Origin of the sequence: Nonomuraea solani (genome assembly GCF_900108335.1) — a bacterium.
In the GTDB taxonomy this organism is placed as follows: domain Bacteria; phylum Actinomycetota; class Actinomycetes; order Streptosporangiales; family Streptosporangiaceae; genus Nonomuraea; species Nonomuraea solani.
The window spans coordinates 264,308-290,337 of sequence record NZ_FNVT01000012.1; the positions used below are offsets into that span (position 1 = coordinate 264,308).

General features: G+C 70.3%; 23 protein-coding genes. 10 read left to right on the top strand and 13 right to left on the bottom strand.

Annotation, left to right across the window (positions count from 1 at the left end; genetic code table 11):
- Window positions 1-46: 46 nt before the first annotated feature.
- Window positions 47-907 (bottom strand): 16S rRNA (adenine(1518)-N(6)/adenine(1519)-N(6))-dimethyltransferase RsmA, encoded by an 861-nt coding sequence (gene rsmA, locus C4V41_RS36340; RefSeq protein WP_103960504.1) that lies wholly within the window; start codon window positions 905-907, stop codon window positions 47-49.
- Window positions 908-953: 46 nt separating this feature from the next.
- On the opposite strand from rsmA, the gene C4V41_RS60995 reads away from it, so the two are divergent.
- The gene (locus tag C4V41_RS60995) at window positions 954-2,900 is read left to right on the top strand and encodes a serine/threonine-protein kinase (protein WP_327537493.1); all 1,947 of its coding nucleotides are present in this window, start codon (window positions 954-956) and stop codon (window positions 2,898-2,900) included.
- Window positions 2,900-4,093 carry an FG-GAP repeat protein gene (locus C4V41_RS36350; protein ID WP_103960505.1) on the top strand — a complete coding sequence of 398 codons (1,194 nt, stop codon included), beginning with the start codon at window positions 2,900-2,902 and terminating at the stop codon, window positions 4,091-4,093. The genes C4V41_RS60995 and C4V41_RS36350 overlap by 1 nt, the downstream gene beginning before the upstream one ends.
- A gap of 35 nt (window positions 4,094-4,128) precedes the next feature.
- Here the strand turns inward: C4V41_RS36350 and C4V41_RS36355 are convergent, their stop codons facing one another.
- The 4 genes from C4V41_RS36355 to C4V41_RS36370 all read right to left on the bottom strand — a co-directional run bounded on the left by C4V41_RS36355 (window position 4,129) and on the right by C4V41_RS36370 (window position 9,346).
- Window positions 4,129-5,040, bottom strand: a complete 912-nt coding sequence (locus tag C4V41_RS36355) for a resuscitation-promoting factor (RefSeq protein WP_146103918.1) — start codon at window positions 5,038-5,040, stop codon at window positions 4,129-4,131.
- A gap of 81 nt (window positions 5,041-5,121) precedes the next feature.
- Window positions 5,122-5,976: a TatD family hydrolase gene (locus C4V41_RS36360; protein WP_103960507.1), complete on the bottom strand. Its 855-nt coding sequence runs from the start codon at window positions 5,974-5,976 to the stop codon at window positions 5,122-5,124.
- 94 nt (window positions 5,977-6,070) lie between these two features.
- The gene (gene metG / locus C4V41_RS36365; RefSeq protein WP_103960508.1) at window positions 6,071-7,852 is read right to left on the bottom strand and encodes a methionine--tRNA ligase; all 1,782 of its coding nucleotides are present in this window, start codon (window positions 7,850-7,852) and stop codon (window positions 6,071-6,073) included.
- A 273-nt stretch (window positions 7,853-8,125) separates the two neighbouring features.
- Entirely contained in the window at window positions 8,126-9,346 is a 1,221-nt protein-coding gene (locus tag C4V41_RS36370; RefSeq protein ID WP_200824456.1) for a glycosyltransferase family 2 protein, read from the bottom strand.
- Between the two features lie 99 nt (window positions 9,347-9,445).
- Here C4V41_RS36370 and C4V41_RS36375 point away from each other — a divergent pair, with 99 nt between their 5' ends.
- Window positions 9,446-11,005 (top strand): hypothetical protein, encoded by a 1,560-nt coding sequence (locus tag C4V41_RS36375; protein WP_235030592.1) that lies wholly within the window; start codon window positions 9,446-9,448, stop codon window positions 11,003-11,005.
- Here the strand turns inward: C4V41_RS36375 and C4V41_RS36380 are convergent.
- Entirely contained in the window at window positions 10,941-12,527 is a 1,587-nt protein-coding gene (locus C4V41_RS36380) for a dolichyl-phosphate-mannose--protein mannosyltransferase (RefSeq protein WP_235030593.1), read from the bottom strand. The genes C4V41_RS36375 and C4V41_RS36380 overlap by 65 nt on opposite strands.
- Before the next feature lie 10 nt (window positions 12,528-12,537).
- Window positions 12,538-13,407: a 16S rRNA (cytidine(1402)-2'-O)-methyltransferase gene (rsmI, locus tag C4V41_RS36385; protein WP_103960510.1), complete on the bottom strand. Its 870-nt coding sequence runs from the start codon at window positions 13,405-13,407 to the stop codon at window positions 12,538-12,540.
- A gap of 57 nt (window positions 13,408-13,464) precedes the next feature.
- Between rsmI and C4V41_RS36390 the strand changes: the two genes are divergently transcribed.
- From C4V41_RS36390 to C4V41_RS36400, 3 genes are all read left to right on the top strand, one after another.
- Complete coding sequence (locus C4V41_RS36390; protein WP_103960511.1) at window positions 13,465-15,102, top strand: dolichyl-phosphate-mannose--protein mannosyltransferase; 1,638 nt, start codon at window positions 13,465-13,467, stop codon at window positions 15,100-15,102.
- Window positions 15,103-15,193: 91 nt separating this feature from the next.
- Window positions 15,194-16,393, top strand: coding sequence for a hypothetical protein (locus C4V41_RS36395; RefSeq protein WP_146103919.1), 1,200 nt, complete (start codon window positions 15,194-15,196; stop codon window positions 16,391-16,393).
- A gap of 73 nt (window positions 16,394-16,466) precedes the next feature.
- The gene (locus tag C4V41_RS36400; RefSeq protein WP_103960513.1) at window positions 16,467-17,399 is read left to right on the top strand and encodes a DUF5996 family protein; all 933 of its coding nucleotides are present in this window, start codon (window positions 16,467-16,469) and stop codon (window positions 17,397-17,399) included.
- Between the two features lie 378 nt (window positions 17,400-17,777).
- Here C4V41_RS36400 and C4V41_RS36405 read toward each other — a convergent pair whose 3' ends face one another.
- Genes C4V41_RS36405 through C4V41_RS36415 form a run of 3 tightly spaced genes read right to left on the bottom strand, consistent with a single transcriptional unit; the run spans window position 17,778 to window position 20,080 of the window.
- Window positions 17,778-18,395 carry a TetR/AcrR family transcriptional regulator gene (locus tag C4V41_RS36405; protein WP_235030595.1) on the bottom strand — a complete coding sequence of 206 codons (618 nt, stop codon included), beginning with the start codon at window positions 18,393-18,395 and terminating at the stop codon, window positions 17,778-17,780.
- Between the two features lie 33 nt (window positions 18,396-18,428).
- On the bottom strand, window positions 18,429-19,664 hold the full coding sequence (locus tag C4V41_RS36410; protein ID WP_103960615.1) for an RNA polymerase sigma factor: 1,236 nt from the start codon (window positions 19,662-19,664) through the stop codon (window positions 18,429-18,431).
- On the bottom strand, window positions 19,664-20,080 hold the full coding sequence (locus C4V41_RS36415) for a YciI family protein (RefSeq protein WP_103960515.1): 417 nt from the start codon (window positions 20,078-20,080) through the stop codon (window positions 19,664-19,666). Before C4V41_RS36415 ends, C4V41_RS36410 begins: the two co-directional genes overlap by 1 nt.
- Before the next feature lie 112 nt (window positions 20,081-20,192).
- On the opposite strand from C4V41_RS36415, the gene C4V41_RS36420 reads away from it, so the two are divergent.
- Window positions 20,193-20,984: an alpha/beta fold hydrolase gene (locus C4V41_RS36420; RefSeq protein WP_103960516.1), complete on the top strand. Its 792-nt coding sequence runs from the start codon at window positions 20,193-20,195 to the stop codon at window positions 20,982-20,984.
- Here the strand turns inward: C4V41_RS36420 and C4V41_RS36425 are convergent.
- Window positions 20,965-21,903: a helix-turn-helix transcriptional regulator gene (locus tag C4V41_RS36425; protein ID WP_103960616.1), complete on the bottom strand. Its 939-nt coding sequence runs from the start codon at window positions 21,901-21,903 to the stop codon at window positions 20,965-20,967. The genes C4V41_RS36420 and C4V41_RS36425 overlap by 20 nt on opposite strands.
- Window positions 21,904-21,999: 96 nt before the next feature.
- Here C4V41_RS36425 and C4V41_RS36430 point away from each other — a divergent pair, with 96 nt between their 5' ends.
- Complete coding sequence (locus C4V41_RS36430; RefSeq protein ID WP_103960517.1) at window positions 22,000-22,476, top strand: VOC family protein; 477 nt, start codon at window positions 22,000-22,002, stop codon at window positions 22,474-22,476.
- On the opposite strand, the gene C4V41_RS36435 is transcribed toward C4V41_RS36430, so the two are convergent.
- Both C4V41_RS36435 and C4V41_RS36440 read right to left on the bottom strand, forming a co-directional pair.
- Window positions 22,430-22,879: a DUF5360 family protein gene (locus C4V41_RS36435; protein WP_200824458.1), complete on the bottom strand. Its 450-nt coding sequence runs from the start codon at window positions 22,877-22,879 to the stop codon at window positions 22,430-22,432. The genes C4V41_RS36430 and C4V41_RS36435 overlap by 47 nt on opposite strands.
- Complete coding sequence (locus C4V41_RS36440) at window positions 22,863-23,456, bottom strand: TetR/AcrR family transcriptional regulator (protein ID WP_103960518.1); 594 nt, start codon at window positions 23,454-23,456, stop codon at window positions 22,863-22,865. Before C4V41_RS36440 ends, C4V41_RS36435 begins: the two co-directional genes overlap by 17 nt.
- A 425-nt stretch (window positions 23,457-23,881) precedes the next feature.
- Here C4V41_RS36440 and C4V41_RS36445 point away from each other — a divergent pair, with 425 nt between their 5' ends.
- Window positions 23,882-25,090, top strand: a complete 1,209-nt coding sequence (locus C4V41_RS36445; RefSeq protein ID WP_103960519.1) for a Cmx/CmrA family chloramphenicol efflux MFS transporter — start codon at window positions 23,882-23,884, stop codon at window positions 25,088-25,090.
- Window positions 25,091-25,224: 134 nt separating this feature from the next.
- Window positions 25,225-26,019, top strand: coding sequence for a maleylpyruvate isomerase family mycothiol-dependent enzyme (locus C4V41_RS36450; protein WP_103960520.1), 795 nt, complete (start codon window positions 25,225-25,227; stop codon window positions 26,017-26,019).
- The last annotated feature ends 11 nt before the right edge of the window (window positions 26,020-26,030 follow it).

Below are 26,030 nucleotides of genomic sequence, written 5' to 3' on the forward strand. Positions count from 1 at the left end.
GCTGTCCCGTCCGGCAGTGCTGCCCCGTCCGCGGGGTGGTCTGGGGTCAGGGTTTTTGTTCGGCTATGCGGGCGAAGGCTTCGATGGTGAGTTGTTCGCCTCTGGTTGAGGGGTCTACGCCGGCCGCGCGCAGAGCCGTTTCGGCTTGGGGGGCGGTGCCGGCCCAGGTGGCTAGGGCGGCTCGTAGGGTTTTGCGGCGTTGTGCGAAGGCGGCGTCCACCACCGCGAAGACCTCCTCGCGGGATGCGCTCGTGGTGGGTGGATCGCGGCGGACCAGGGAGACGAGGCCGGAGTCGACGTTGGGGACGGGCCAGAAGACGGTGCGGCCCACCGGGCCCGCTCGGCGTACGTCCGCGTACCAGGCCGCCTTGGCCGAGGGCACCCCGTACACCTTCGAGCCGGGGCCCGCGGCGAGGCGGTCGGCCACTTCCGACTGGACCATGACCAGGCCCTTGCGCAGGGACGGGAGGATCTCCAGGAGGTGCAGGAGCACCGGGACGGACACGTTGTACGGAAGGTTGGCCACCAGCGCCGTCGGAACGTGACCCGACAGGTCGCCGAGGGCGATCTTCATGGCGTCGGCGTTCACCACCGTGAGGTTGTCGGCGGCGCCGTGTTCCGCCACTGTGATGGGGAGCCGGCCCGCCAGCACCGGATCGATCTCGACCACCACCACGTGCTCGGCCGACGGCAGGAGCGCGAGGGTGAGCGAGCCGAGGCCCGGGCCGATCTCTATGACCACGTCATCGGGGGACAAATCGGCCACTCGGACGATGCGCCGGACGGTCCCTGCGTCGATCACAAAGTTCTGGCCTAGCTTTTTTGTGGGACGAAGATCTAGCTTGTCCGCCAAAATACGTATTTCTGCAGGGCCCAACAGCCTCATCATCCAACCAGTCTCCCGCATCGAACAACGTGTGATGGCGGATGGGGAGACCAGAGGAGAGGATGGCGTGGAACAGGAAGGGACGTCCCTCATGGAGCCAACGGGCGCCGCACCGCTCCGCCCGACGGACTTGCGGGAGATCGGGCCGTACCGCCTGCTGGGGCGGCTCGGCGAGGGCGGCATGGGGACCGTCTTTCTCGCGCGAGCCCCGACGGGGCGGTTCGTCGCGCTCAAAGTGGTGAAGGCGGAGTTCGCCAACCAGGAGGGGTTCGCGGCCAGGTTTCATGCGGAGGTCGAGAACGCCCGGCGGGTGGCGTCGTTCTGCACCGCTCAGGTGCTGGACAACGGCAACACCGGGGACGGCCGGCCTTACATGGTCACCGAATACATCGCGGGCACTCCGTTGTCCGATCAGATAACACAGTACGGCGCCCTGGACCCGGGGCCGCTGCACGGCGTGGCACTCGGAGTGGCGGCGGCGCTGGCGGCGATCCACGTGGCGGGGCTGGTGCACAGGGATCTGAAGCCGGCGAACGTGATTCTGTCGCTGTCGGGGCCTCGGGTGATCGATTTCGGGATCGCCAGGGCGCTCGACCGTGAGACGGGGTTCACGATGTCCGGCGAGCTGCTGGGGAGCCCGGGATGGTGGGCTCCTGAGCAGGTACGAGGTGAGGTCGTCAGCCCGGCGGCCGACATCTTCGCCTGGGGATGCCTGGTGGCGTATGCCGGTAATGGGCGGCATCCGTTCGGGCGGGGCGACCCCATCACGCTGGCCACCAGGGTGCTGAACACGCCGCCAGAGCTGGGGGCGTTGCCCGCGCCGCTCAACGAGCTCGTACGGCGGGCCACCTCGATGGAGACCGCCCTGCGTCCCAGCGCGCAGGAATTGCTGATCGCCCTGGTGGGAGGCAGTGCGCCCACGCGGGCGGTGGCGGTCAATCCGCCCACCCTGGTGGCGAACGAGATGCTCACCGACTGGCAGCCGCCGCAGAACGTGGTGGACGAGCCGGACATCACGGCGACCTTCACGACCCCGCCGCCCAGTGACACCACGGGGCGGGCTCCGGTCGTGCCGCCGGTGGCGTTCGGGGCGGAGAGTCCGGACGCGGCGGACGCCGTGACCGGTCCGGTTCCTTCCGTTCCTTCTGTCGCGCCGGCGAGTGCCGGTGGTGGTCAGGCCGGTGCCGCTGGTACGGCGCCGGCGACCGCCTCTGGCACGCCGTCGGTGGAGGAGCTGGCCCGGCGGGAGGAAGAGGCGGCCAAGGCTGAGCTGGCTCGGTGGGAGGCTCAGAATCAGGTTCAGGAGCAGGGGCGGCCTCGTGGGCTGTTCCGATCCAAGGAGAAGCCCAAGGAGAAGTCCAAGGAGCGGCGGGAGGAGTCACAGCCTCAGCCGCAGCTCGGCAAGGCGCCGCTTAGCGTCTTAAGCACTGAGACGCAGCCTGGTGGACGTACCGCCGCCCCGGTGGACGAGCCCGACACCCTCGGCGGTACGCGTACGCCGGGCACCCGCTGGCTCATCGCCGCCGCGGCCGCCGTGCTGGCCATCGTCGTGACCGCCGCCGTGCTGATCGTCACCTCCAGCAGGAACGGGGTCACCACCGCGAACCCGAGCAGCCCCTCGCAGGCGGCCACCACGGCCAAGCCCAACGACGTGGGCCGCAGGTTCGTGCTGGGCGCCAACTTCGACGACCCGGTCGCGATCGTGTCGGCGGCGCCGGAGTGCGGGCTGAAGGAGTACGAGGGCAAGACCTCCACCTCGGGCCAGCTCTGCGTGATCCGCTGGACCATGATCAACCCGGGTGGCGAGCGCAGGCTGCTGATCCAGCCGGTGGTCACCATGATCGACGACAGGGGCGGGGAGCACGACGCCGCCGCCATCACCCTGCCGCCGGCGATCCTGCCGGGTGGGCGGGTGGACAGCGCGTTCGTGTTCGACCTGGCCACGTACCGCAAGCCCGTCAAGATGACGGCGAACATGCTCGAGAACGGTGAGCAGATCGAGGTGGCGCTGTGATGGTCAGAGCCGCTCTCATCGCGCTCGTGCTCGCGGCCGGGATGCCGGCGCCGGTGATGGCCGCCACGGCGGCGGCCTGCGCCGGGGCGGCCGACTTCGACGGTGACGGTGTGGACGACGTGGCGGTGGGCGATCCGTTCGCGGACGCTCAGAAGGGGTCGGTGCACGTGCTGTCCGGCGACAAGGTCGTCCCGGTCGCCGTTCCCGGCGTGGCCACGGGCGACGCTTTAGGTTGGTCGCTACGGCTCGCGCAGGTCAACGGCGACGCCTGCGCCGACCTGGTGATCGGCGCCCCCTACGCGGACGTGGACGGTATCGAGGACGCCGGGGCCGCGTACGTGGTCTACGGCGGTGGCACCACGCCCCCTCAGCGCCTCACCGCGGCCACGCCGCAGAGGTTCGCGCACTTCGGGTGGTCGGTGGCGGCCCGGGGCGACCTGGTGGCGATCAGCGCGCCGTACGAGGACGAGGCCGCGCTGCTCGACGTGGGCGCCGTCTACGTGCGCAAGGGCGCGGGCGATCTGCGCCGGATCAGCCAGGAGACCGTGGACGTCCGGGGCAACAGTGAGGTGGGTGACCAGTTCGGCTGGGCGATGGCGTTCGGGCCGAAGAACGGGCTGGTCGTGGGCGTGCCGTACGAGAACGACGACGGGGCGGGCCGGCAGATCGAGGCCGGCAAGATCGACTCGGGGTCGGTCGTGTTCATCGACGACGTGCTGGCTTCCAAGATCACATCGGTGAAGCTGGACTCGCCGACCAACGCCTCTGGTGATCGGTACGGGTACGCGGTCGCCTACTCCGAAGGGTCCGGTTATGCCGTCAGCTCGCCGGGGCCCGGGTACGTTCAGCTACTCGACACCGCCAGGAAGCCCACTCGGCGGGTGACTCAGCAGGGTAAGCAGGCCTTCGGGTTCTCGATGGCCGCCTCGGCGGATGGACGCCTGGCGATCGGTGCTCCCTATGGCGGGGGTGTCCGGGTGGTCTCCTGGAAGGACGCCGCCGAGGATCGGAAGCTGGGCACCGCCGATGGGCTGTTCGGGTGGTCGGTGGCCTTCAGTGGGAACAAGCTGTTCGTGGGGCAGCCGGATGCTCGGCCGTACGGGAAGGTCGGGGTGACCGGGCGGAACGCTGAGACGCTGCAGCCGCTTCAGCCGCCCAAGGGGGCTGACTTCGGGGTCGCGGTGTCCGGTTAGAGATGGGACCGCTCTGGAAAGGCCGGCAGGAGGGGTTATGGGGTGAACAGGCGGGAGCCGCAGTTGGGCCACTGGCTCTGCCACTTGCCGCCCACCTGCTGGTACAGGACCTGCGCCCGGTAGGTCTGTTCGTCGGCGGGCCAGGTGGTGGGCACGTCCATGCCGCCCACCGCCTGCCACATGGGCAGGCTGAACTGGTACATCCCGTAGTAAGGCCCGTTCGCGTTGAACGCCTGCGGATTCCCCTGGGACTCGCACGCGGCCAGGCCGCGCCAGTTGAGCCGGGTGGTGGCGGGGTCGATCTGTACGGTCCGGGGCGGGCTGACCGTGATGACCGTGCCGTCCGCGGGGAAGCTGCCGAGCGGCGGGCTCACCTCGTAGCCGCGGCGCAGGGCGATGCGCTTCTGCCTGAGCACCTCGCGTACCGTCCTGGCGGTCGTCCGCGAGGTGACCCGGGTGGTGCCGGCCACCACGTACACCTTCCGCCGCGTGTACACCGTCAGCGCCATCCCCTCCAGCGGCACCGCGTCGCCGCGCGGGGCGGAGAGGCGGCCGGCCGCCGGGGCGATGTCCAGCTCGGTCAGGGCGTCGCCCACGTTCGTGGCGGTGACCAGGTGTTTGCTGGTGCGGCCGTCGAGGGTGAGGGTGATCGGGCGCGCGCGGCGTACCTCGATCGTGCTCCCGTCGGCGACGATCTCGCGCGCGGCCGGGCGTACGACGTCGCCGAAGCCCACCGACACCCCGGCCTGGGCGAGCACCTCGTGAACGGTCCCGGCGAAGCCGTGGACCGGCCGCCGCTCGCCGTCCACCACCACGACGACGTCTTTGACCAGGAACGACACCGCGGCGATCGCGCCGATGGCCACCATGCCCAGCAGGCACACGGCCGGCGTCCACGGGGAACGCCACGGGATCGGCGGACGCGGCGCACGCCTCTTACCTCGCACGAACCACCTCCGGTAGGGGCAGGGCCGCCCGAACGCTAGCGGCGCCCGGCTCCCCGCATCCACCGGTTCACCAAAAGATGGTCACCACTCGCCGAAGACCGTGACTCCGTTGGCGCTGATCGCCGCGCACAACTCGTCCGGATGGACCTTTTTGACCTCCGCCAGGCAGCGCAGGGTGAGCGGGATCAGGTAGGGCGCGTTGGGCTTGCCGCGGTGCGGGACCGGCGGCAGGTAGGGCGCGTCGGTCTCGACCAGCATGAGCTCGGCGGGCGCGACCTCGGCGGCCGCGCGGAGGTAGGCGGCGTTCTTGTACGTCACCGGCCCGGAAAATGACATGAAATATCCGGCGTCAACGCACTTCTTCGCCATCTCGGCGTCGCCCGAGTAGCTGTGGAACACCACCTTGTCCGGCGCACCCACCTCCGCCAGCACCCTCAGCACGTCGTCATGCGCGTCACGGTCGTGGATCACCAGCGCCTTGCCGGTCCGCTTGGCGATCTCGATGTGCGCGCGGAAGCTCGCGTGCTGGTCGTCCTTGCTCGCCCAGTCGCGGTAGTAGTCGAGCCCCGTCTCCCCCACCGCCCGCACCTCCGGCCGCCCGGCCAGGGACTCGATCTCGGCCAGCACCTCAGGAGTGGCCTCGTGGGCCTCGTTGGGATGGATGGCCACCCCGGCGTAGACACCCTCCTGCCCGGCCGCCACATCGGCGTTCCAGCGCGAGGAGGCCAGGTCGTAGCCGATCGTGACCAGCCGCGTCACCCCGACGGCCCTGGCGTCCTCCAGGATGCCGCGCACGCTGGCCGCCGACGCCTGCGCGGCCTGGGCCACGGGATCGCCGGACGACGCCTGCCGGTTGCCGACCATGATGTCGAGGTGGCAGTGGCTGTCGAACACGGGGCTGGAGAGCGGCTCTGGCACGGCGGGAAGCTTCGTCACGGGGTCTAACGTAGCCGGGTGATGGCGGTGCCCGCCGCCATCACCCAAGGCCCGCCGCCATCACCCGAGGCCAGCCGTCATCACCCGGGGACGGCTACTGGCCCAGCCGGGACAGCTCCTCGTCCACGACCTTCGGGTCGAGCTTCTTGAACAGCGGCACGGGCGGCGCGAGCGGTGTGCCGGGCTTGATCGGCTGGTGCTCCCAGCGGGCGGCCCCGTCGTAGTCGCCCGTGATCACCGGGTAGGGCGTGCCACCGTCCTCGTCGACCTCGCGCATCTCCGGCATGCCCGACCACACGCCCTCGCCGCCCAGCATGGCGTGGACCTTGTTGGACGAGCCGGGCAGGAACGGCGTGAGCATCGTCTTGGCGTCGTCGACCACCTGGAGCGCGACGTGCAGGATCGACTTCTGGCGCTCAGGGTCGTCCTTGAGCTTCCACGGCTCCTGCTCGGCCAGGTATTTGTTGGCCTCGCGGACCACGTCGAACGCCTCGGTGATCGCGTTCTTGAAGCGCGACCGGTTGAGCTCGGCCCCGACCGGCGCGAACGCGCCCCGCGAGCGCTCCAGCAGCGCCCGGTCGGCGTCGGTCAGGTCGCCCGCCTCGGGCACGGCGCCGAAGTTCTTCGCCGCCATCGAGATCGACCGGTTGACCAGGTTGCCCCAGGCCGCGACCAGCTCGCCGTTGTTGCGGTTGACGAACTCCTGCCAGGTGAAGTCGGTGTCCTGGTTTTCCGGGCCGGCCACCGCGATGTAGTAGCGCAGCGCGTCGGCGTCGTAGCGGGCGAGGAAGTCGCGCACGTAGATGACGACCTGGCGGGAGGAGGAGAACTTCTTGCCCTCCATCGTCAGGAACTCGCTCGAAACCACCTCGGACGGCACGTTGAGCGCCCCGAGCGACCCCGGGGAGCCGTCGCGCGCGCCGATGCCGCTGTAGCCGAACAACATCGCCGGCCAGATCTCGGCATGGAAGACGATGTTGTCCTTGCCCATGAAGTAGTAGCCGCGGGCGTCGGGGTTCTGCCACCACTGACGCCAGGCGTCGGGGTCGCCCGAGCGCCTGGCCCACTCGATGGAGGCCGACAGGTAGCCGATGACCGCGTCGAACCACACGTAGAGGCGCTTGTTGGACTGGTCGCGCCAGCCGTCGAGCGGGATCGGCACGCCCCAGTCGAGGTCGCGGCTGATCGCCCGCGGCTGCAGGTCGCCGAGCAGGTTGAGGGCGAACTTCAGCACGTTGGGCCGCCACTCGCCCTGCTTGGACTGCAGGTAGGAGCCCAGCACGTCGGCGAAGGCGGGCAGGTCGAGCATGAAGTGCTCGGTCTCGACGAACACCGGCGTCTCGCCGTTGATGCGGCTCTTCGGGTTGACGAGCTGGATCGGGTCGAGCTGGTTGCCGCAGTTGTCGCACTGGTCGCCGCGCGCGCCGTCATAGCCGCAGATGGGGCAGGTGCCCTCGATGTAGCGGTCGGGCAGGGTGCGGCCGGTGGAGGGCGAGATCGCCCCCATCGTGGTCTTGGGGAAGATGTAGCCGTTGTCGTAGAGGCCCTTGAAGATCTGCTGCGTGACGGCGTAGTGGTTCTTGGTGGTGGTCCGGGTGAACAGGTCGTAGGAGAGGCCGAGGCCGGTCAGGTCTTCGGCGATGACGCGGTTGTAGCGGTCGGCCAGCTCCCTGGCGCTCACGCCCTCCTTGTCGGCCTGCACCTGGATGGGGGTTCCGTGTTCGTCGGTGCCTGACACCATCAGCACCTTGTTGCCCGCCATCCGCTGGTAGCGGCTGAAGACGTCGGACGGCACGCCGAACCCGGATACGTGCCCGATATGCCGGGGGCCGTTCGCATACGGCCACGCCACGGCGGTCAAGATGTGCTGGGACATGATTCCAAGCCTACGGGGTTTGTGACATTCATTTGTTACGCGCTGCCGTGCCCACCCCACCCGCCGCACTCCGGCCGATGGCCCTCCAGGAAACGGCCTCTGACCCTTCCGTGGTCACCCGCCGTTACGCGAGCCCACGGTTGCCCGGTTACCCGGCCCACAGTGCGCCTCGTAGCGGCGGCGCGCCACTGAAGGGTCAGCGAGCGTTTCCTGGAAGGACGCGAGCCGACGCCGGCGAGTGGCCGGCCACGGCAGCGCGTAAAGGGTGGTTGATCAGCTCTTGGCTTTTTCCATCGAGACCGCCTCGGCGGCCTCCTCGGCAGCGGCGGCGGCCACGTCGATCGAGGTCTCGCGCGTGCGGCGGATGCCCAGGATGCTGATGAACAGCGCCGCGAAGATGGTCTGGAAGCTCATGATCAGCGCCGTCGCCGACGGCACCACCAGGCGCAGCGACTCACGCGGGTCGAGCTCGCCGAAGCTGCGCACCTGCCAGTGCACCAGCGACATCACCAGGCCGACCAGACCGGCCAGCGCCAGCAGGCCGCCCACCACCAGCCCCTTCTCCAGGGTGATGATGTCGATCAGTCTGCGGATGCGCGGCGACTCCGGCAGGAAGCCCTCCTCGGCCGCGTAGACCTTGGTGAAGACCGCGAACAAGGCCGCCTGGAAGCCGATCACCACCATCGCCGAGGCGCCGACCAGGGTGTCGACGTCGAAGGCCAGCTCGCCGATCTCCACAGGCCCGAACGTCAGCGCCGTGCCGGCGACGGCGCCGATCAGCATCATGACGAGGCCGGGGTAGAAGAACAGCCACTTCGGGCTGTAGAGGAGCAGGAAGCGCAGGTGGCGCCAGCCGTCGCGCCAGGAGCGCAGGTGCGGCGGGCGGGAGCGGCCGTCGGGCGAGAGCGTCGTGGGCACCTCGCGCACGTCGAGACCCGACAGCGTGGAGCGGACCACCATCTCCGAGGCGAACTCCATGCCGCCGGTCTGCAACTGCAGCCGCAGGATCGAGTCGCGACGGAAGCCGCGCAGCCCGCAGTGGAAGTCCTTGATCGCCGACGGGAAGAACAGCCGCCCGATGAACGACAGCACCGGGTTGCCCAGGTAGCGATGGAGCGGTGGCATGGCGCCCGGCGAGATGCCGCCCCGGAAACGGTTGCCCATCACCAGGTCGGCGCCCTCGCGCAACTGCTCGACGAACGGCAGCAGCGCGGTGAAGTCGTAGGAGTCGTCGGCGTCGCCCATGATGACGTATTTGCCGCGGGCCGCCCTGATGCCGCCCATGAGGGCGTTGCCGTAGCCCTTCTCGTCGACGTGGACCACGCGGGCGCCGGCGTCGCGAGCGAGCTGCTGCGAACCGTCCGTGCTCCCGTTGTCGGCGATCAGGACCTCACCCTCGATGCCGTGCTCCTCCATGCACGCCACGGCCTTGCGTACACAGACTTCCACGGTCTCCGCCTCATTGAGGCAGGGCATGACCACCGTCAGTTCCACGTGTCTACCCTTCAGTTAAGGCTCTTCCAGTGAACCATCATGCCCTGTGCGCGACGATGCTCGGGCACAGACCTGAAAACGACTGGCATTCTTTACAGCATGGTGAGCGTCGCGGAGATTACCCCTGTGGACCACTCCGCCCCTGGCCGGACAGCGCGCGCGCTGTCCATGTTGCGCAGGCATCGGGTGTTCGCCGCGGCCTTCGGCGTCGGCGCCGTGCTGCGGCTCATCACCATGCTCGGCTACGGCCCGGCCATGTGGTTCAACGACTCCTACGAATACGTCTCGGTGTCGTTGCACCCACGGCCGCACCCGATCAGGCCCGACGGTTACAGCTTCTGGCTGATGCTGCTCAAGCCGTTCCACAGTTTCACCCTGCTGACCTTCACGCAGCATCTCATGGGTCTGGCCACGGCGTGCCTGATCTACGCGTTGCTGCGGATCAAGTTCCGGCTGCCGAAGTGGGGGGCCACCCTGGCGGCGGCGCCGGTGCTGTTCGATGCCTACCAGATCCAGCTTGAGCAGATGGTGATGTCCGACACCCTGTTCCTGCTGCTCGTCGTGGGCGTGATCACGATGGTGCTGTGGAAGCGGCGGCTGACGTGGAAGGCGGGCGCGGTCATCGGCCTGCTGCTGGCGCTGACCTGGCTGACGCGCTCGATCGGCCTGCCGATCCTGGCGCTGGTGGTGCTCTATCTGCTGATCAAGCGGACCGGCTGGCGGCCGATCACGGCCGTGATCACGGTGTGCGCGATTCCGGTGATGGTGTACATGGGGTGGTTCGCCTCGGCGTACGGCAAGTTCGCCATGACCAACAGCGACGGCCTCATCCTCTACATGCGCACGGCCATCTTCGCCGACTGCAACAAGATGGACATCGACAAGTACAAAGAGGTCCAGCTCCTCCTGCTCTGCATCACCGACCCCGTCGACCAGCGCAAGGACCACGCGCAGTGGTATCTGTGGGGCCAGGGCAACGGCAACGGCACGGGCACCGGCGAGGTGCTGCACCGCTGGGGCGCCAACAAGAAGTGGAGCGAGATCACCAACGACGCCGCCAGCAGGTTCGCGACCCGGGCCATCCTGTCGCAGCCCGGCGACTATCTGCAGGTCGTCGCGCGCGACTTCTTCCGCGCGTTCCACTGGTCGCGGCCCAGGTTCCCCGACGAGCCGACCTACCTGATGTACGAGTTCAAGCCGTACGAGCAGCTCGACGAGAACGGCCAGTCCAAGCGGCTGCCGAAGTGGGCCTCCTACGCGGGCGGCCGGACCGACACCGACGCGTTCAGCTACGAGCAGGGCCCGCCCGAGACGCGGATCGTGCACCCGTGGGCCGACATCATGAGCGCCTACCAGAAGGTGTTCTACCTGCGCGGCATCATGCTCGGCGGCATCCTGCTGATCGGCCTGTACGGCGTCGTGGTGCGCTGGCGCACGCTCGGCGGCCCGGTGGTGCTGCCCTGGCTGGGCGCGGTCGGGCTGCTGCTGGCCCCGGCTGCGACGGCGGAGTTCGACTACCGCTACGTGCTTCCGGCCGTTCCGCTGGCCTGCGTCGCGGCGGCGATCACGCTGCGCCGCGGCGTCAACTGGCGGGTCATTTGGGGGCGGCGGTCACCCAAGAACGCATCAGCATCCGAGCCCACCACTGTGTCTGCGTGATCGTCTCGGCGACCAGCACCGGATGGAGCCACCAGAAGTTGATCAGCACGATGAGCGCGAACGCCCCCACGACCGCGGCCCCGGTGGCGCGCCTGGTGGGCGAGGCGTCCTGTCTGCCCATGATCAGCCCTGCCATCAGCACGACCGCCAGCACCATGAACGGCACCACGGGGATCATGTAGAAGAGGTACATCGTGCGGTTGTCGGCGATGGCGTAGTAGAACCACGGCAGCCAGCCCACCGCGAACGCCAGCAGCACGGCCCCGGCCCGCCAGTCGCGGGAGGAGACGTACCAGACGACGAGGCCGAGCAGGGCGAGCGCGGCGCCGAACCAGAGCGCCGGCGTGCCGACTCCGAGCACGGCCTGCGAGCACTTGGCGGCCCCGCACGCCGAGGGCGGCAGGTCCGCCGGATACCAGAAGGAGACCGGCCGTAACAGCAGCGGCCACTGCCAGGGCTCCGACATGTAGTGGTGATACTCGTCCAGGCCGCTGTGGTAGCCGAGCACCTGCCGCTGGTAGGCCACCCACGACCGCATCGAGTCGAAGAGGAAGAACCCCGGCCCCGCCGAGGTGGCCTGCTCCCAGTTGCGCCCCCAGCCGCCCGCCGTGGCGAACCAGCCGGTCCACGAGGTGAGAAAGGTCACGGCGGGCACGAGGGCCATCGCTCCGAACCCGCCCGGCAGGTCGTACGCCAGCGCCCCCCGGTACGGCTCCCGCAGCCCCAGCGCCCGCCTGGCCCCCATGTCCCACAGGAGGCTCATGACCGCGAACGCGATGAGGAAGAAGATCCCCGACCACTTGACCGCGCACGCGGCCCCCAGGCAGAGCCCGGCGGCCAGCCGCCAGGGCCGGAACCCGAGCCGCGGGCCCATCTCGTTGATCGCGCTGCTCGCGTACCAGCCGACCAGCCGCCCCCTGGCCTGGTCACGGTCGGCGACCAGGCAGGCGAACCCGGCCAGCACCCAGAACATCAGGAAGATGTCCAGCAGCGCCGTCCGCGAGAGCACCAGGTGCAGGCCGTCGAGCGCCAGCAGCAGCCCGGCCAGGCAGCCGAGCAGCGTCGAGCGGGTCATCCGGCGCGCCACCCTGGCCAGGACCAGGATGGACAGCGTCCCGGCCAGCGCCGCGACGAAGCGCCAGCCGAACGGGTTCATCCCGAACATCCACTCGCCCACCGCGATCATCCACTTGCCGAGCGGCGGGTGGGCCACGAAAGAGGCGCAGTCGACCGGTTTGGCGCACTGCTGGAAGATGTCCAGGTTGTCGGTGATGAGGCGCTGGTCGGCGATGGGGTTCTTGGCGTCGCCGAGCATCATGCGCTCGACGCCGTGCTGGAGCAGCGAGTACGCGTCCTTGACGTAGTAGGTCTCGTCGAAGACGACCGCCTTGGGCTCGCCGAGCCGGACGAAGCGCAGGATCCCGCCGAAGAGCGCGACCGCGAGCGGGCCGGACCAGCCCAGAAGGGCCGTGCCCTGCATGGGCGGGACCAGCCGTCCCGCCGACACCGCCCAGTTCCTCACGTTGCGCACCCTATGGCGTGGCAGATCTCCTGTGAACCAGGTCGTACAGCTCTCGTTTGGGGATTCCGGCGCCCTTGGCCACGTCGGCGATCGCCAGCTTGCTCTGGGTGCCCTCGGCCACCCGGCGGTCCACCTCCGCGACCAGCGCGTCGAGGTCCGGCTCGCCCTCGCCCGGGGTGTGCCCGGCGACGACGACCGTGATCTCGCCCTTGACACCCGGCTCCGCCCAGGCGGCCAGTTCGGCGAGCCCGCCCCTGCGGACCTCCTCGTAGGTCTTGGTCAGCTCCCGGCACACCGCGGCCCGCCGCTCGGCGCCGAACGCCTCCGCCATCGCCTCCAGGGAGTTCGCCAGCCGGCGCGGCGACTCGAAGAACACCATGGTGCGCTCCTCCTCCGCCAGGGCGGCCAGGCGGCGGGCGCGGTCGCCGGTCTTGCGCGGCGGGAAGCCCTCGAAGCAGAACCGGTCGCTGGCCAGCCCGGACACGGCCAGCGCGGTGGTGACGGCGCTCGGCCCCGGCAGCGCGGTGACCGGGACGCCGGCCTCGATCGCCAGGTGCGTCAGGCGGTAGCCGGGGTCGGAGACGCCCGGCATGCCCGCGTCCGTGATCACGACGACCGTGCGGCCCTCCTTGAGCGTCTCGACGAGCTCCTTGGCCCGGCCCACCTCGTTCTGGTCGTAGTAGGACACCACCCGGCCGGTGATCTCCACCCCGAGGTCGGCCGCCAGCCTGCGCAGCCGCCGGGTGTCCTCGGCGGCCACGACGTCGGCTTCTCCGAGCACCTCGCGCAGCCGGGGCGAGACGTCGCCCGCCTGACCTATGGGGGCTCCTGCCAGCACCAACCTGCCGTTCACAGTCACCTGACCATTGTGGCAGGGCATCCCAATTAGACCGTGTTTCTTGGGTAACCACCGCTCTGGGGCCCGTACGATGTCCGAATGGCGGTGACCGATTCCCCGTACCAGGCCTACGACAGCTCGGAGGTCGGCGAGAGCCATCCTCAGACGCGGTCCGTACGCGATCGGGTCATACCTCCCATGCGCGGCAGCGTGCTCTGGGGGTGGGTCGGGCCGCTGCTCATCATGGTGTTCGGCGGGATCATACGTTTCATCAACCTCGGCCATCCCAAGGCCGTGGTGTTCGACGAGACGTATTACATGAAGGACGCGTTCTCGCTCATCACCCACTGGGTCGAGCGGGTCACGATCAAGGACGCGGACAAGGCGATCCTCGCCGGCAACCTCAACATCTGGCAGTCGTGCTCCCCTCAGGAGCTCGACAAGTGCGCCTCCTACGTCGTCCACCCGCCGCTGGGCAAGTGGATGATCGGCGTGGGCGAGTGGATGTTCGGGCTCAACCCGTTCGGCTGGCGGTTCGCGGCGGCGGTGATCGGGACGCTGTCCATCCTGATCCTGGCCAGGGTGGCGCGCCGGATGACCCGCTCGACGCTGCTCGGCTGCTTCGCCGGCCTGCTGCTGGCCCTCGACGGCCTGCACTACGTGCTCTCGCGGACGGCGCTGCTGGACATCTTCCTGATGTTCTGGGTGCTGGCCGCGTTCGCCTGCCTGGTGGTCGACCGTGACCAGGCGCGGGAGCGGCTGGTCGCCTGGTACGAGAGCTCGCCCATCTCACCGCAGGGGCCGTCGCTGGGCATCAGGTGGTGGCGGATCGGGGCCGGGGTGTGCCTGGCCCTGGCGATGTCGGTCAAGTGGTCGGGGCTGGCGTTCGCGGTGGCGTTCGCGATCATGTCGCTGCTGTGGGACTTCGGCGCCCGGCGGGCCGTGGGGCTGCGCCGGCCGTATCGGGGGGCGGTCGCCAAGGACGTGCCCCAGGGGTTCGTGGCGTTCGCGGTCGTGCCGTTCGTGACCTACATGGCCACCTGGACGGGCTGGTTCGCCACGGCGGGCGGCTACGGCCGCAACTGGGACCAGGCCACCTCGGCGGGCAACCCGCTCTTCTTCGTCTTCGACTCGATGCGGTCGTGGATCCAGTACCAGTGGCAGGTGTTCACCTTCCACAGCGGCCTGGAGACCTCGCACCCCTACATGTCCGAGCCGTGGCAGTGGCCGCTGCTGCTGCGTCCCGTCGCCTTCTGGTATGAGGGCAGGCAGGAGACCTGCGGCGTCAAGGACTGCTCGGAGGCCGTGCTCGGGGTGGGCACGCCGGTGATCTGGTTCGGCGCGGTGGCCGCGCTGGTGGCCCTGATCGCCTGGTACGTCTCCTCGCGCGACTGGCGGGCCGGGGCCGTGCTGCTGGCCTACGGCATGGGCTGGCTGCCGTGGTTCTACTTCGCGCTGGCCGACAACCGCACGATGTTCCTGTTCTACGCCATCCCGATGGTGCCGTTCATGATTTTGGCCATCACGCTCTGCGCCGGGCTGCTGATCGGGCCTTCGGCCCCGGCGGCCAAGGGCGGCGCCACGCCGGTACGGCGTACAGTGGGGGCCGCTGTCGTGGGCGCCTTCGCGCTGCTCGCGCTCATCAACTTCTGGTGGTTGCATCCCGTCCTGTCCGCCGAGCTGATCCCGTACACGGAGTGGAAGGCGCGCATGTTGTTCGAAAAACGGTGGATATGATCGGTTTCTTAAGGTAGTCGCTGTGCAAGACCCAATACGCACCGGATTCGGTCATCGTCAGGCCCGGGGTCGATACGGCAAACTTCGAGGCATGAGTGCACCGGATGTCACCGCCCTACTCGCCGAGTTGGAGCGATCTCAGCCGGACCTGGCCGAGGAGGCCAGGACCGCCGTCGAATGGTTGACGGGTGGGGAGCCGTTGGAGACGGTGACCCAGCTCGACGTCTGCGAGTTTCTCTGGTACACGTTGCCGATCAAGGTCGGGCCGCTCAAGGCGGACGGCGACCACGAGCGCCTGGCACGTTCCCTGGGGCGATTGCTCCAGCTCGGCGGCCTGGAACGATACGCCGCCCTGTGCGTGTCCCCGACGACACTCAAGATCCTGCGCACCTACGCCCGTGAGGGCGAGGACGCGGGCACCAGCGCCTACCAGCAGGCGCTCGAAGCCACGGGTGTGCTCCCGCCCGACGTGCCCGAACTCCAGTGGAGCATGATCATGGGGCCGGAGGAGCTGGGCGCGCACATCGCCTGCTCCGCCGCGCTCGAACTGGCGATCCTGGCCGGCGACGAGGTCGACCGGGCCGCCCTGACCCGCCGCTGGCTGACCGAGCCCCGCACCGAACTGGGCGGGGACAGCTGGCTCAACCGAGTGCACGGCGAGCGGCTCAACCGCTGGGTGCTGGGGCGCGGCCCGGCCAGGCGCGAGCTGGCGCAGCCGTTCGAGGTACGCCTGCACGCCCCCGTGACCCCGCAGCCGCTGCCCGCGCTGCACCGGCTGCTGTCCCTGGCCGCTTCAGGGGAGAGCCTGCCGTTGCGGCTGGCGCCGTCCCCCGAGGCGCTCAGGCTGCGCGACCTGGCCGAACGCGAGCTGGGTGCGATCAGCCGCGACGGCGCCAAGCTGGTCATCACCGACTACGGCAAGCGGCTGCTCAAGTCGCCCAAGTCCATGTGGCGGGCGGTCACCCGGCTGCTGCTGGCCAGGGGCGAGCACGAGTTCGAGGTGTCGGCCAGGGAGGCCGCGCTGATGCTGCTGGCCAACGGCACGCTGATGTCGCCGGGCGAGCTGCGCGAGCGGGTGGCCGAGGTGGTGGGCGGCGAGGGCTGGCATCCCGCCAGGACCGTGGACGACGTGGCGGCGCCGGTCGCCGACCTGGTCGCCCAGCTCACGGCCCTCGGGCTGGCGTTCAGCGACGAGCTGGCCGTGCGGATGGACCGCCCGGGACAGCTCGCCGCGCTGGCGGCGCTGCGTGCCCACGCCCTGCGTCCGAGGAAGTACGTCAGCTCCGGGTGACCCCTGTGAGCTGCCCGAACACTACGATTAGTTACGATTGCGGGGAAACGCTCTAGGCCGGAGGGGGGCCGTCATGGAGCTGTTCCCTGCCATGCCGCTCGCGGAGTGGACGGAGGCCAAGGAGACCTTTCACCGGTTCGCGCAGATCGTCGGGAAGATCCGGCTCGCGTCGAGCAACCGGCGCAACCACTGGTGGCAGGTCCCCTTCCACCCGACCGGGCGTGGGCTGACGACCCGGCCGATGGGCGGGCTGGGCGAGCAGCCGCTGTTCTGTGTCGACTTCGACCTGGTCCGCCACCGGCTGGTGGTGGACGTGTTCGACGGGCGCAGCTCGGAGTTCAGCCTGATCGGCAGGTCGGTGGCGTCGTTCCACGACCGGCTGTTCGAGACGCTGGCCGGGCTGGGCATCCGGCCGGAGATCTGGGCCGTGCCGTTCGACATGGGCGACGACACGCCGTTCGCCGAGGACACCCTGCACGCGCGCTACGACCCGGTGCTCATCAACCGATATTGGCGGATCCTTTCGCAGGTGGTGCAGCTCCTCGACCGCTTCGCCGCCGACTTCGCCGGCAAGACGAGCCCGGTGCACCACTTCTGGCACACGTTCGACATCGCGGTCTCCCGGTTCACCGGGCGTGTCGTCCGGGTCTCGCCTGATACCGACCCGGTCGCCCGGGAGGCCTATAGCTGGGAGGTCATCAGCTCCGGGTTCTGGTTTGGCGACAAGGAACGCCCGTGGCCGGCCTTCTACAGCTACACCGCGCCGGAGCCGGCCGGGCTGGAGCGCGAGCCGCTGCGCCCGGCCCAGGCCGAGTGGCTGGCCGCCCGGGGCAGCCATCTGGCGGTGCTGCGGTACGACGACGTACGGGTCATGGAGGATCCGGTGGGCGCCGTGCTGGAGTTCCTGGACAGCGCGTATCAGGCGGGGGCCCGGCTGACCGGGGTCGACACGGAGACGCTGGCCTCGCCCGGAGGCGTCACGGACCCGTACTACGAAAGGTCCTGAACGCGTGAACGCCCGCCCTCCGGAGAGGGCGGGCGCTTCACGAGTGCGTGTACCGGTGTGCAGGTCGCCTCTCGGCGAAAGGCACAACGCGGCTCCAGCCGAACGGTAGTCCGCGAAGGCAATAGGTGAGGCCCGGGGACACTGGACACACCGGCCACGCTGTATGTAACCACACCTGGGGGCCGTACATTCCCCGGCGCGGCCGATTATTTTCCGGCGAGTCGCGCGGGCGCCAGGAGAATCGCCGCAAAAGCCAGCAAACCGGCCACGCCGCCGATCCAGGCGATCGCCAACCGGCGTGGCCGGCCGGCAGGCCGCCAAGCAGCGCGTACGTCACCGCCCCGCGCCGGCCGGCGGTGAGGTCGTCGTAGAGGCCGGTCACTCCTTGAGGGCGCCGTGCAGGAACAGGTCGACCAACTCGGCCGAGGTCAGCGGGGACGCGCCCCTGCCCACCGCCATCGTCAGGAACTGGAACGCCTCGGCGAGTTGTTCGGGGGCCAGCCTGAGGGAGTCGCGGTCGGGCTCGAACAGGCCGGTCAGGACGTCCCGGCTGGCGGCCATCGACGCCTCGCGGCTGAACGCGGGCGAACGCTCTCCCTCGGCCTGGGCTTCCCTCAGGGCGGCTTCACGGCGGAGGCCGCCGGAGGCGGCGAGGGCGCCGGCGACCGCGCCCATGCGGGCCAGGTGGCTGCGCATCGTGTCGGCCGCCTCGACCAGCCGTTCGGCCAGTGGCTGGTCGAGGGAGATCGAGGCGACGTGGGCGAGCGTGTCGTCCGGCCGCGCCGCCTCCGCCATGCAGGCGGCCAGCAGCGTCTCCTTGTCGCCGAAGGCACGGAAGATCGTGCCTTCGCCGATGCCCGCCGCGCGGGCGACCTGGGCGGTGGTCACGGAGGTGCCGTATTCGACCACCAGGGGCAGGGCCGCGCGGACGATCATCTCGCGGCGCTGTTCTGGGCTCATCGCCGGCGCACGACGCCGGCCTGTGGTGTCCGTCATGCTTTCGACAGTACGGAGTGAGTACTCACTCCGTCAACCGTCTTTGAGGCGGGCCGCCTTCGCGTGCAGGTAGCGCTGCTGGGGCAGGCTCATGGCGCGCCCGGCCGCCTCCTCGTAGGAGTCGCGGGCGCCCGCGTGGTCGCCGGACATCTCCAGCAGATGCGCGCGGACGGCGTACAGGCGGTGGTCGTCCGCGAGCCGGTCGCCGAGGCCGTCGAGCAGGCCGAGACCGGCTTCCGGGCCACGCGCCATGGCCACGGCGACGGCGTGGTTGAGCGCCAGCATGGGGTTGTCGGAGTCGCGCATCAGCAGCTCGTACAGGGCCGTGATCTGCGGCCAGTCTGTCTCCTCCGCCGTGGCCGCCTCGTCGTGCACGGCCGCGATCGCCGCCTGGAGCTGGTACGGCCCCGGCCGCCCCCGGGAGAGGGCGCCGGTCACGAGTTCGACGCCCTCGGCGATGTACGCGGCGTTCCACAGGCCCCGATCCTGCTCGGCCATCGGGATCAGCGCGCCGTCCGGCCCGGTGCGCGCCGGGCGGCGGGCGTCGGTGAGCAGCATGAGGGCCAGCAGCCCGGCCACCTCGGGGTCGCCGGGCAGCAGCCGATGCACCATGCGGGTCAGCCTGATCGCCTCCGCCGCCAGCTCCGCGCGCTGCAGGTCGGGCCCTGACGTGCTGGCGTACCCCTCGTTGAAGATCAGGTAGAGGACGTGCAGCACCGCGCCGAGCCGTTCGGCGCGCTCGGGGCCGCGCGGCAGCCGGAACGGCAGGCCGCTGTCCTTGACGCGCTGCTTGGCGCGGGTGATGCGCCTGGTCATCGTGCCCTCGGGCACCAGGAACGCGCGGGCGATCTCGGCGGTGGTCAGACCGCCCACCGCCCGCAGCGTGAGCGCGATCTGCGAGGGCGGCGACAGCGACGGATGGCAGCACATGAACAGCAGGATGAGCGTGTCGTCCGAGGCGGATACCGGCTGGTCGGCGCCCGGCGCGAGCCGGTCCTGCGGCAGCGCCCAGGCCGCCACGACGTCCTCGCGGCGGCGGCGCGCCTGCTCGCCCCGCAGCAGGTCGGTCAGCCGCCGCGAGGCCACCGTGATGAGCCAGGCGCGCGGATTGTCCGGTACGCCCTCCGCCGGCCACTGCAGCGCGGCCGCCAGCAGCGCCTCCTGTACGGCGTCCTCGGCGGTGGCGAAGTGCCCGAAACGCCGGACCAGCGCGCCGAGGACCTGCGGCGCCAGCTCGCGCAGCAGGCCCTCGGCCGGGGCGCCGCCGATCAGAACCCCATGTCCTCGGCCGACTCGGCGATGGGCCGGATGTCGGCGTAGGCGTTGTCGTAGGCGTTGCCCGGGTAGGGGCACTGACCCAGGCGGGCGGCGATCTCGACGGCCCGGTCGATGCCGGCGCACTCCACGACCCAGTAGCCGGCCAGCACCTCCTGGGTCTCGGCGTAGGGCCCGTCGGTGACGTAGGGAACGCCGTCGCGGGCGCCGACCCTGCGGGTGTGCACGGGCGCGACCAGGCCGCGCGTCTCGACCAACTCGCCGGACTCCTCCAGCTCCCTGTTGACGGTCGTCATGAACTCCGCCATGGCCGCCATGTCCTCCGGGGTCCACTCGGCCTTGGTGGTGTGCTTGCCGGCCATGGCCTCGTAGTCCTGCTGGGACGCGTACGAAAGGATCATGTACTTCATCGAATCTCCTTGATCGTGGGTCCTTCAGCGGAGACGTCGGAGCCGGGACGGCGTACCGGACATCATGCCCCCGGGTTCTTGTCACGTCACGGTGTGCGGGACCATCGGAGGCGTGCCTTACACGACCACCGCCGACGGTGTGAAGCTGTCCTACCAGGTACGCGGCGACGGGCCGCCTCTCGTGCTGCTGCAGGGGCAGGCCAACGACCACCGCTGGTGGGATCCCGTACGCGCGGATTTCGGGGCCTATCAGAGCATCACCTTCGACTGGCGGGGCACCGGCGACAGCGACAAACCGGACGTGCCGTACACGACGCGGGGGTTCGCCGCCGACGTGGCGGCCGTGCTCGACGCGGTGGGTGTGGGGCGGGCGCACGTGTACGGGACCTCGATGGGCGGGCGGGTGGCCCAGTGGGTGGCGGCCGATCATCCGGCGCGTGTCGGGGGGCTGGTGCTCGGGTGTACGTCGCCGGGTGGCGTTCACGGGGTCGAGCGGAGCAACGACGTGCGCAAGTCACTGGTGCAGCCGGACCGGGAGGCGGCCAGGCGGGCGGTACTGGAGCTGATGTACACGCCTGGCTGGCTGGCCACGCATCCAGGGCCGCACTACACGACCGGCGACCCCCGGATGCCGGCGCATGCCCGGCGGCGGCATCTGGCCGCGAGCGCGGGGCATGACGCCTGGGACGCGCTGCCCGGCATCGCCGCGCCGACCTTGATCGTGCACGGGACGGACGACGTGTTCAACCCGGCGGCCAACGCGCCGCTGCTGGCCGAGCGGATTCCGGGGGCGGAGCTGCGGCTCATCGAAGGGGCGCGGCATGCTTACTTCGAGGAGTTCAGGGAGGTGGCGAGCCCGATGGTGCTGGAGTTCCTGGCCGGGGTCAGCCCGCTGCTCGGGTGAGGCGGGCCGCCAGGGCGCGCAGGTGCGCGGTCAGCTCGGGTGGCTCGTGCACCTCGAACTCGCAGCCCAGCGTCGTCAGCCGGAAGGCCAGCCAGTCGAGGGTGTCGGCGTGCATGCGGACGCGGCAGGCCCGCTCGCCGATCGGGGTGACTTCGCCGAGCGCCCTGACCACCTCCGTGACGGGTGCCCGCAGCGTGACGACGGCCTCGTACGTGGCCGCCAGCGAGTAGAGCTGGTCCGCGACGTAGGCGGCGGCGTCACCGGCGGGCGGTTCGCGCGGCACGACCCTGGCACCCGTAGCCCGCACGTCGTCGATGCGGTCGATGCGGAAGATGCGCCAGTCGTCGCGGTCGTGGTCGTGGCCGAGCAGATACCAGCGCCGCCCGGCCGCCACCATCCGGTGCGGGTCCACCAACCGTCTGGTGGTGGTGCCGTCATTCGTCCGGTACGCGAACCGTACCCGCTCCTTGTTAGCCACCGCCGCCGCGAGCGCGGTGAGCCGCCCGGGGTCGACCTGGGGGCCCTCGACGGCGGGCATCGGCACCGTCGCGCCGCTCAGCGCCCTGACCCGGTAGCGCAGGCGGGCCGGGAGCACCTGCTCCAGCTTGGCAAGAGCCCGTACGGACGCCTCCTCGATGCCCTGCACCGGATGCCGGGCGGCGGTGGACAGGCCGACCGTGATGGCCACCGCCTCCTCGTCGTCCAGCAGCAGCGGCGGCATGGCCGCACCCGCGACCAGCCGGTATCCGCCGGCCGCGCCCATCGTGGCCTCGACCGGGTAGCCGAGGTCGCGCAGGCGCTCGACGTCCCGGCGTACCGTCCGGCGGCTGACCCCGAGCCGGTCGGCCAGCTCGCCGCCCGGCCATTCGCGCGGGGTCTGGAGCAGCGACAGGAGGGTGAGGAGGCGGGAGTCGCTCATGTCTTCCAGAATGCCCGACATGTAGGACAGGTTCTGACCTACTCCCGGAATAGCGTCGTTCGTAGGCATTCGCTTCCGCTTCCGTTGGAGGAAACCATGACCGTCAACCCGATCCCCGAGGGCTACACCACCATCACGCCGTGGATCATCTCCCAGGACTCGGCCGGGATCATCCGCTATCTCGAGACCGCGTTCGACGCCGTCGAACTGGGCCGGGTGACCGACGCCGAGGGGCGCGTCGGGCACGCCGAGGTACGGATCGGGAACGCCATCGTGATGCTGGTCGACGCCAGGGCCGGCGCGGCGCCCACCCCGGCCTTCCTGCGCCTGTACGTCCCCGACGCCGACGCCACCCACCGCCGGGCCGTCGAGGCGGGCGGGACGTCGGTCACGGAGGTCACGCACCTGTACTGGGGCGACCGGGTGGGCCGCGTCCGCGACCCGTTCGGGAACCTGTGGTGGATCCAGACCCGCATCGAGGAGGTCTCGGAGGAGGAGATGACGCGCCGGATGAGCGACCCGGAGTTCACGAAGGCGATGGAGTACGTGCAGAGCGCCCAATTCTCCGTGTGAGCCAGACGATTCCCGGGATGGGGAAGATCATGAGGTAGAGGTTCGGCGCCCACCAGGTCAGGTCGAAGTCGCCGCGCAGGGTCCAGAACGCGATCGCCATCAGCCCGGAGGCCATCGTCAGCACGAGCGACACCAACATCAGGGGCGGGCCGGTCGGCTCGTTCCGGCGGAGGAGGATCAGGCTCAGGAGGCCGGTGGCGCTGGCCGGCAGGTCGATCCAGAGGAACGACCAGTTCCAGGCGATCATCATGGGGTCGGCGTAGTCGGCGAACGCCCACTCCGGGGGGATCAGCCCTAACCCGGTGATCGCGAAGTAGACCACGAACCCCAGGTCGGTGACCAGCATCAGCGCCTTGGTGACGGGCAACACGGCCTTGGTGTCCGGTTCAGGGACGGGTGGCACGGTCGATCTCCTCCATGAGGTAGCGGCGGGTGCGCTCGTGCAGCGCGGGATCCGGCTCGCCGAGCCCGAGCAGCCTGACCGCCCACCACCCGTCCACGGCCAGGCGTACGGCCGTCGCGACGGCCGGGTCGATGCCGTCGTCGACGAGCCGCGCCTGCCAGGCCGCGAACCTCTCCCGCAACGGCTCCAGCCCGGCCGGATCGACCAGCACCCCGGCCAGCAACGCGGCGGTGACACGGTCGGCCGGGAAGTCGTGGACCGTGTCGTCGGCGGTGCGGCCGACGGCTGCGGCGGCGGTGTTGGGGTGTCGCTCGGGGATGGTGGCCGCGACGTAGGCCCGCAGGAAGTCGCCGGGGCGGTCGCCCGCGCGGGCCAGCGCGTCGTCGAAAGCCTCGGTCAGCCGCCGGACCATGCCGGCGACCAGGGCCTGCTTGGTGGGGAAGTGGTAGAACAGGCCGCCCTTGGACACGCCCGCCCGCTTGGCGACGGCTTCGAGGGTGAGGGATTCGGCCCCATCGGAGAGCAGCACTTCGGTGGCCGCGTCGAGCAGCCGCTCCTTGGAACTGGGTCGTGGCACGCCTATTACTGTACCGGCTGACCGGTACAGTTGATTCGACGCGGATCCGTGGGGTTGCTACCTTGGCCTTCATGTCCAGCCCCGAGGCATCAAGACGCTAGCCACCGGTCGTCCGGTGGCTGCTCCGCGCTGCCGTCCCGCCTGTCAGGCCGGGGCGACTTCGTTCGCGCCATCGGATCTGTGGATTTCGTAGCGCCCGGGTGACGCGTCGCACTTCGCGACCGCGTACCGGGCGCCTCGGCGCGGCAGGACGACCTACTCCCCCGCCGGCTGCTTCGGCACGGCGAATCGATCTCGCCTTCCGCCGAGTGCTTCGGCACGGCGGGTTGATCCCGTCTCCTGCCGGATGCCTCGGCGCGGCGGGTCGATCTTCACTCCTGCCCGCTTCCTCATGTCGATCCACGACGTGGTCGCGGAGTTTTGTCATGCCTTTCGCTGTTTACCTGCTCGGACTGGCGGTCTTCGCCCAAGGGACGTCCGAGTTCATGCTGTCCGGGCTCGTGCCCGGCATCGCGCGGGACCTGCACGTGTCCATTCCGGCCGCCGGGCTGCTGACCTCGGCGTTCGCCGCCGGGATGGTGGTGGGGGCGCCGCTGATGGCGGTGCTGAGCCTGCGGCTGTCCAGACGGTCCGCCCTGCTGACCTTCCTGGTCGTCTTCCTGCTCGTACACGTGGTGGGCGCCCTCACCACCAGCTACGAGGTACTGCTCGTCACCCGCGTGCTGGCGGCGCTGGCCAACGCCGGGTTCCTGGCGGTCGCCATGGCCACCGCCATCGGCCTGGCGCCCCCGGACGCCAAGGGTCGCGCCACCTCCATCCTGCTCGGCGGGGTCACCATCGCCTGCGTGGCGGGGGTGCCCGGCGGTGCGCTGCTCGGTGAGCTCTGGGGGTGGCGGTCGGCGTTCTGGGCGGTGGCCATCGCGCTGGTGCCGGCGATCGTCGCGGTCCTGAAGTCCGTACCGGCTGCTCGTGGCGTCCGCGAGAGCGGGGCGCGAGACGAGCTGCGAGCGCTGCGGCGGCCCCGGCTGCTGGTGCTCCTCGCGCTGGGGGCACTGGTGAACGGGGGTACGTTCTGCACCTTCACCTACCTCGCGCCGCTGCTCACGGAGGTGAGCGGGATCGGGACCGCGTGGCTGCCGGGCATGCTGGCGCTGTTCGGGCTGGGGTCGTTCGCCGGGGTGACGATCGGCGGGCGGATCGCCGACGTACGGCCCACGCTGTTGCTGGTCGTCGGCGGGCCGGCCCTGGTGACCGGGTGGGCCCTCTTCGCGGCTTCGGCCGGAGCGCTGGTGCCGGCCGTGGTGCTGGTCTTCGTCCAGGGCACGCTGTCGTTCGCGGTGGGCTCCACACTGATCTCCCAGGTCCTGTACGCGGCCACCGACGCGCCCACCCTGGCCGGCGGATTCGCCACGGCGGCGTTCAACGTCGGCGCGGCACTCGGACCCTGGCTGGGCGGGGTCGTCATCGGGGCCGGGTTCGGTTTCCGCGCACCGGTATGGGTGAGCGCCGGCCTGGTGGCGGCCGCCCTGGCCGTCGCGGCCGCCGCCCATCTGCTCCCCCGCCTGACCCCGCGCCTGGCCCCGGCCGACCTCCCTTCTGACCCCGCGCCTGGCCCCGGCCGGCCTCCCGTCTGACCCCCGCCTGACCCCCGCCTGAGCCACCTGCCTCTCCACCGGGCTCATCGCCGGTTCGACCATCGGCGCCAGGAGCCACACCCGGCCCAAAACCCGGTGGAGGCAGGGACACGGCCTGGGGCACAGTGAGGACCATGGAGCTTGCCGCACATTTCCACCGGGAAGTACGCGCATTCCACGACGCCGCCCGTCAGGCGGCCGACGACGGCGACGCGCCCGCCGTACCGTCATGTCCTGATTGGACGATGTCCGACCTCGTGGGTCACCTGAGCGGGGTGCAACGGATGGTGACCGCCGTCATCAGGGACCGGCTCAAGGGGTTCCCCGACCCTGCCCAGCTCATGGCCGGCGAGTTGCCGGCGGACATGACGGGCTGGCCCGCCCCCGACCGGTCGCCCACCTTCGGGCCGATCCCGCTCACGCTGCTCGACTGGTTCGCCGAGGGGGCGGACCAGTTGGAGCGGCAGTTCCGGGAGCGCGAGCCGGGTGAGTTCGCGTGGACCTGGTGGGAGCAGGATCAGACGGTCGGGTTCTGGCTGCGGATGCAGACGATCGAGGCCGCCGTCCACCGCTGGGACGCCGAGCTGGCCATCGGCGCGGCGCGGCCGATCCACGAGGAGATCGCGGCCGACGCGGTCACGCAGACGTTCGAGGTCATGGCGCCCGCGCGGCGCTTCCTGACGCAGGCGCCGGCGGGGGCGGGCGAACGGTTCGGCTTCCGGCGTACCGATGGGCCGGGTGAGTGGGTGGTGCACTTCGACGGGGAGCACGTGCGGCTGGGGGACGGCGGCGCGGCGGACGTGGAGGCGGCCGGTACGGCGTCGGACCTGATGCTGTTCCTCTGGCACCGGCTCCCGGCCGACGAACTCGACGTCCGAGGCGACAAGGCTCTGCTCGACCGGTACTTCGTCCTGGTTCCTCCCGTATGACCTAATCTTGC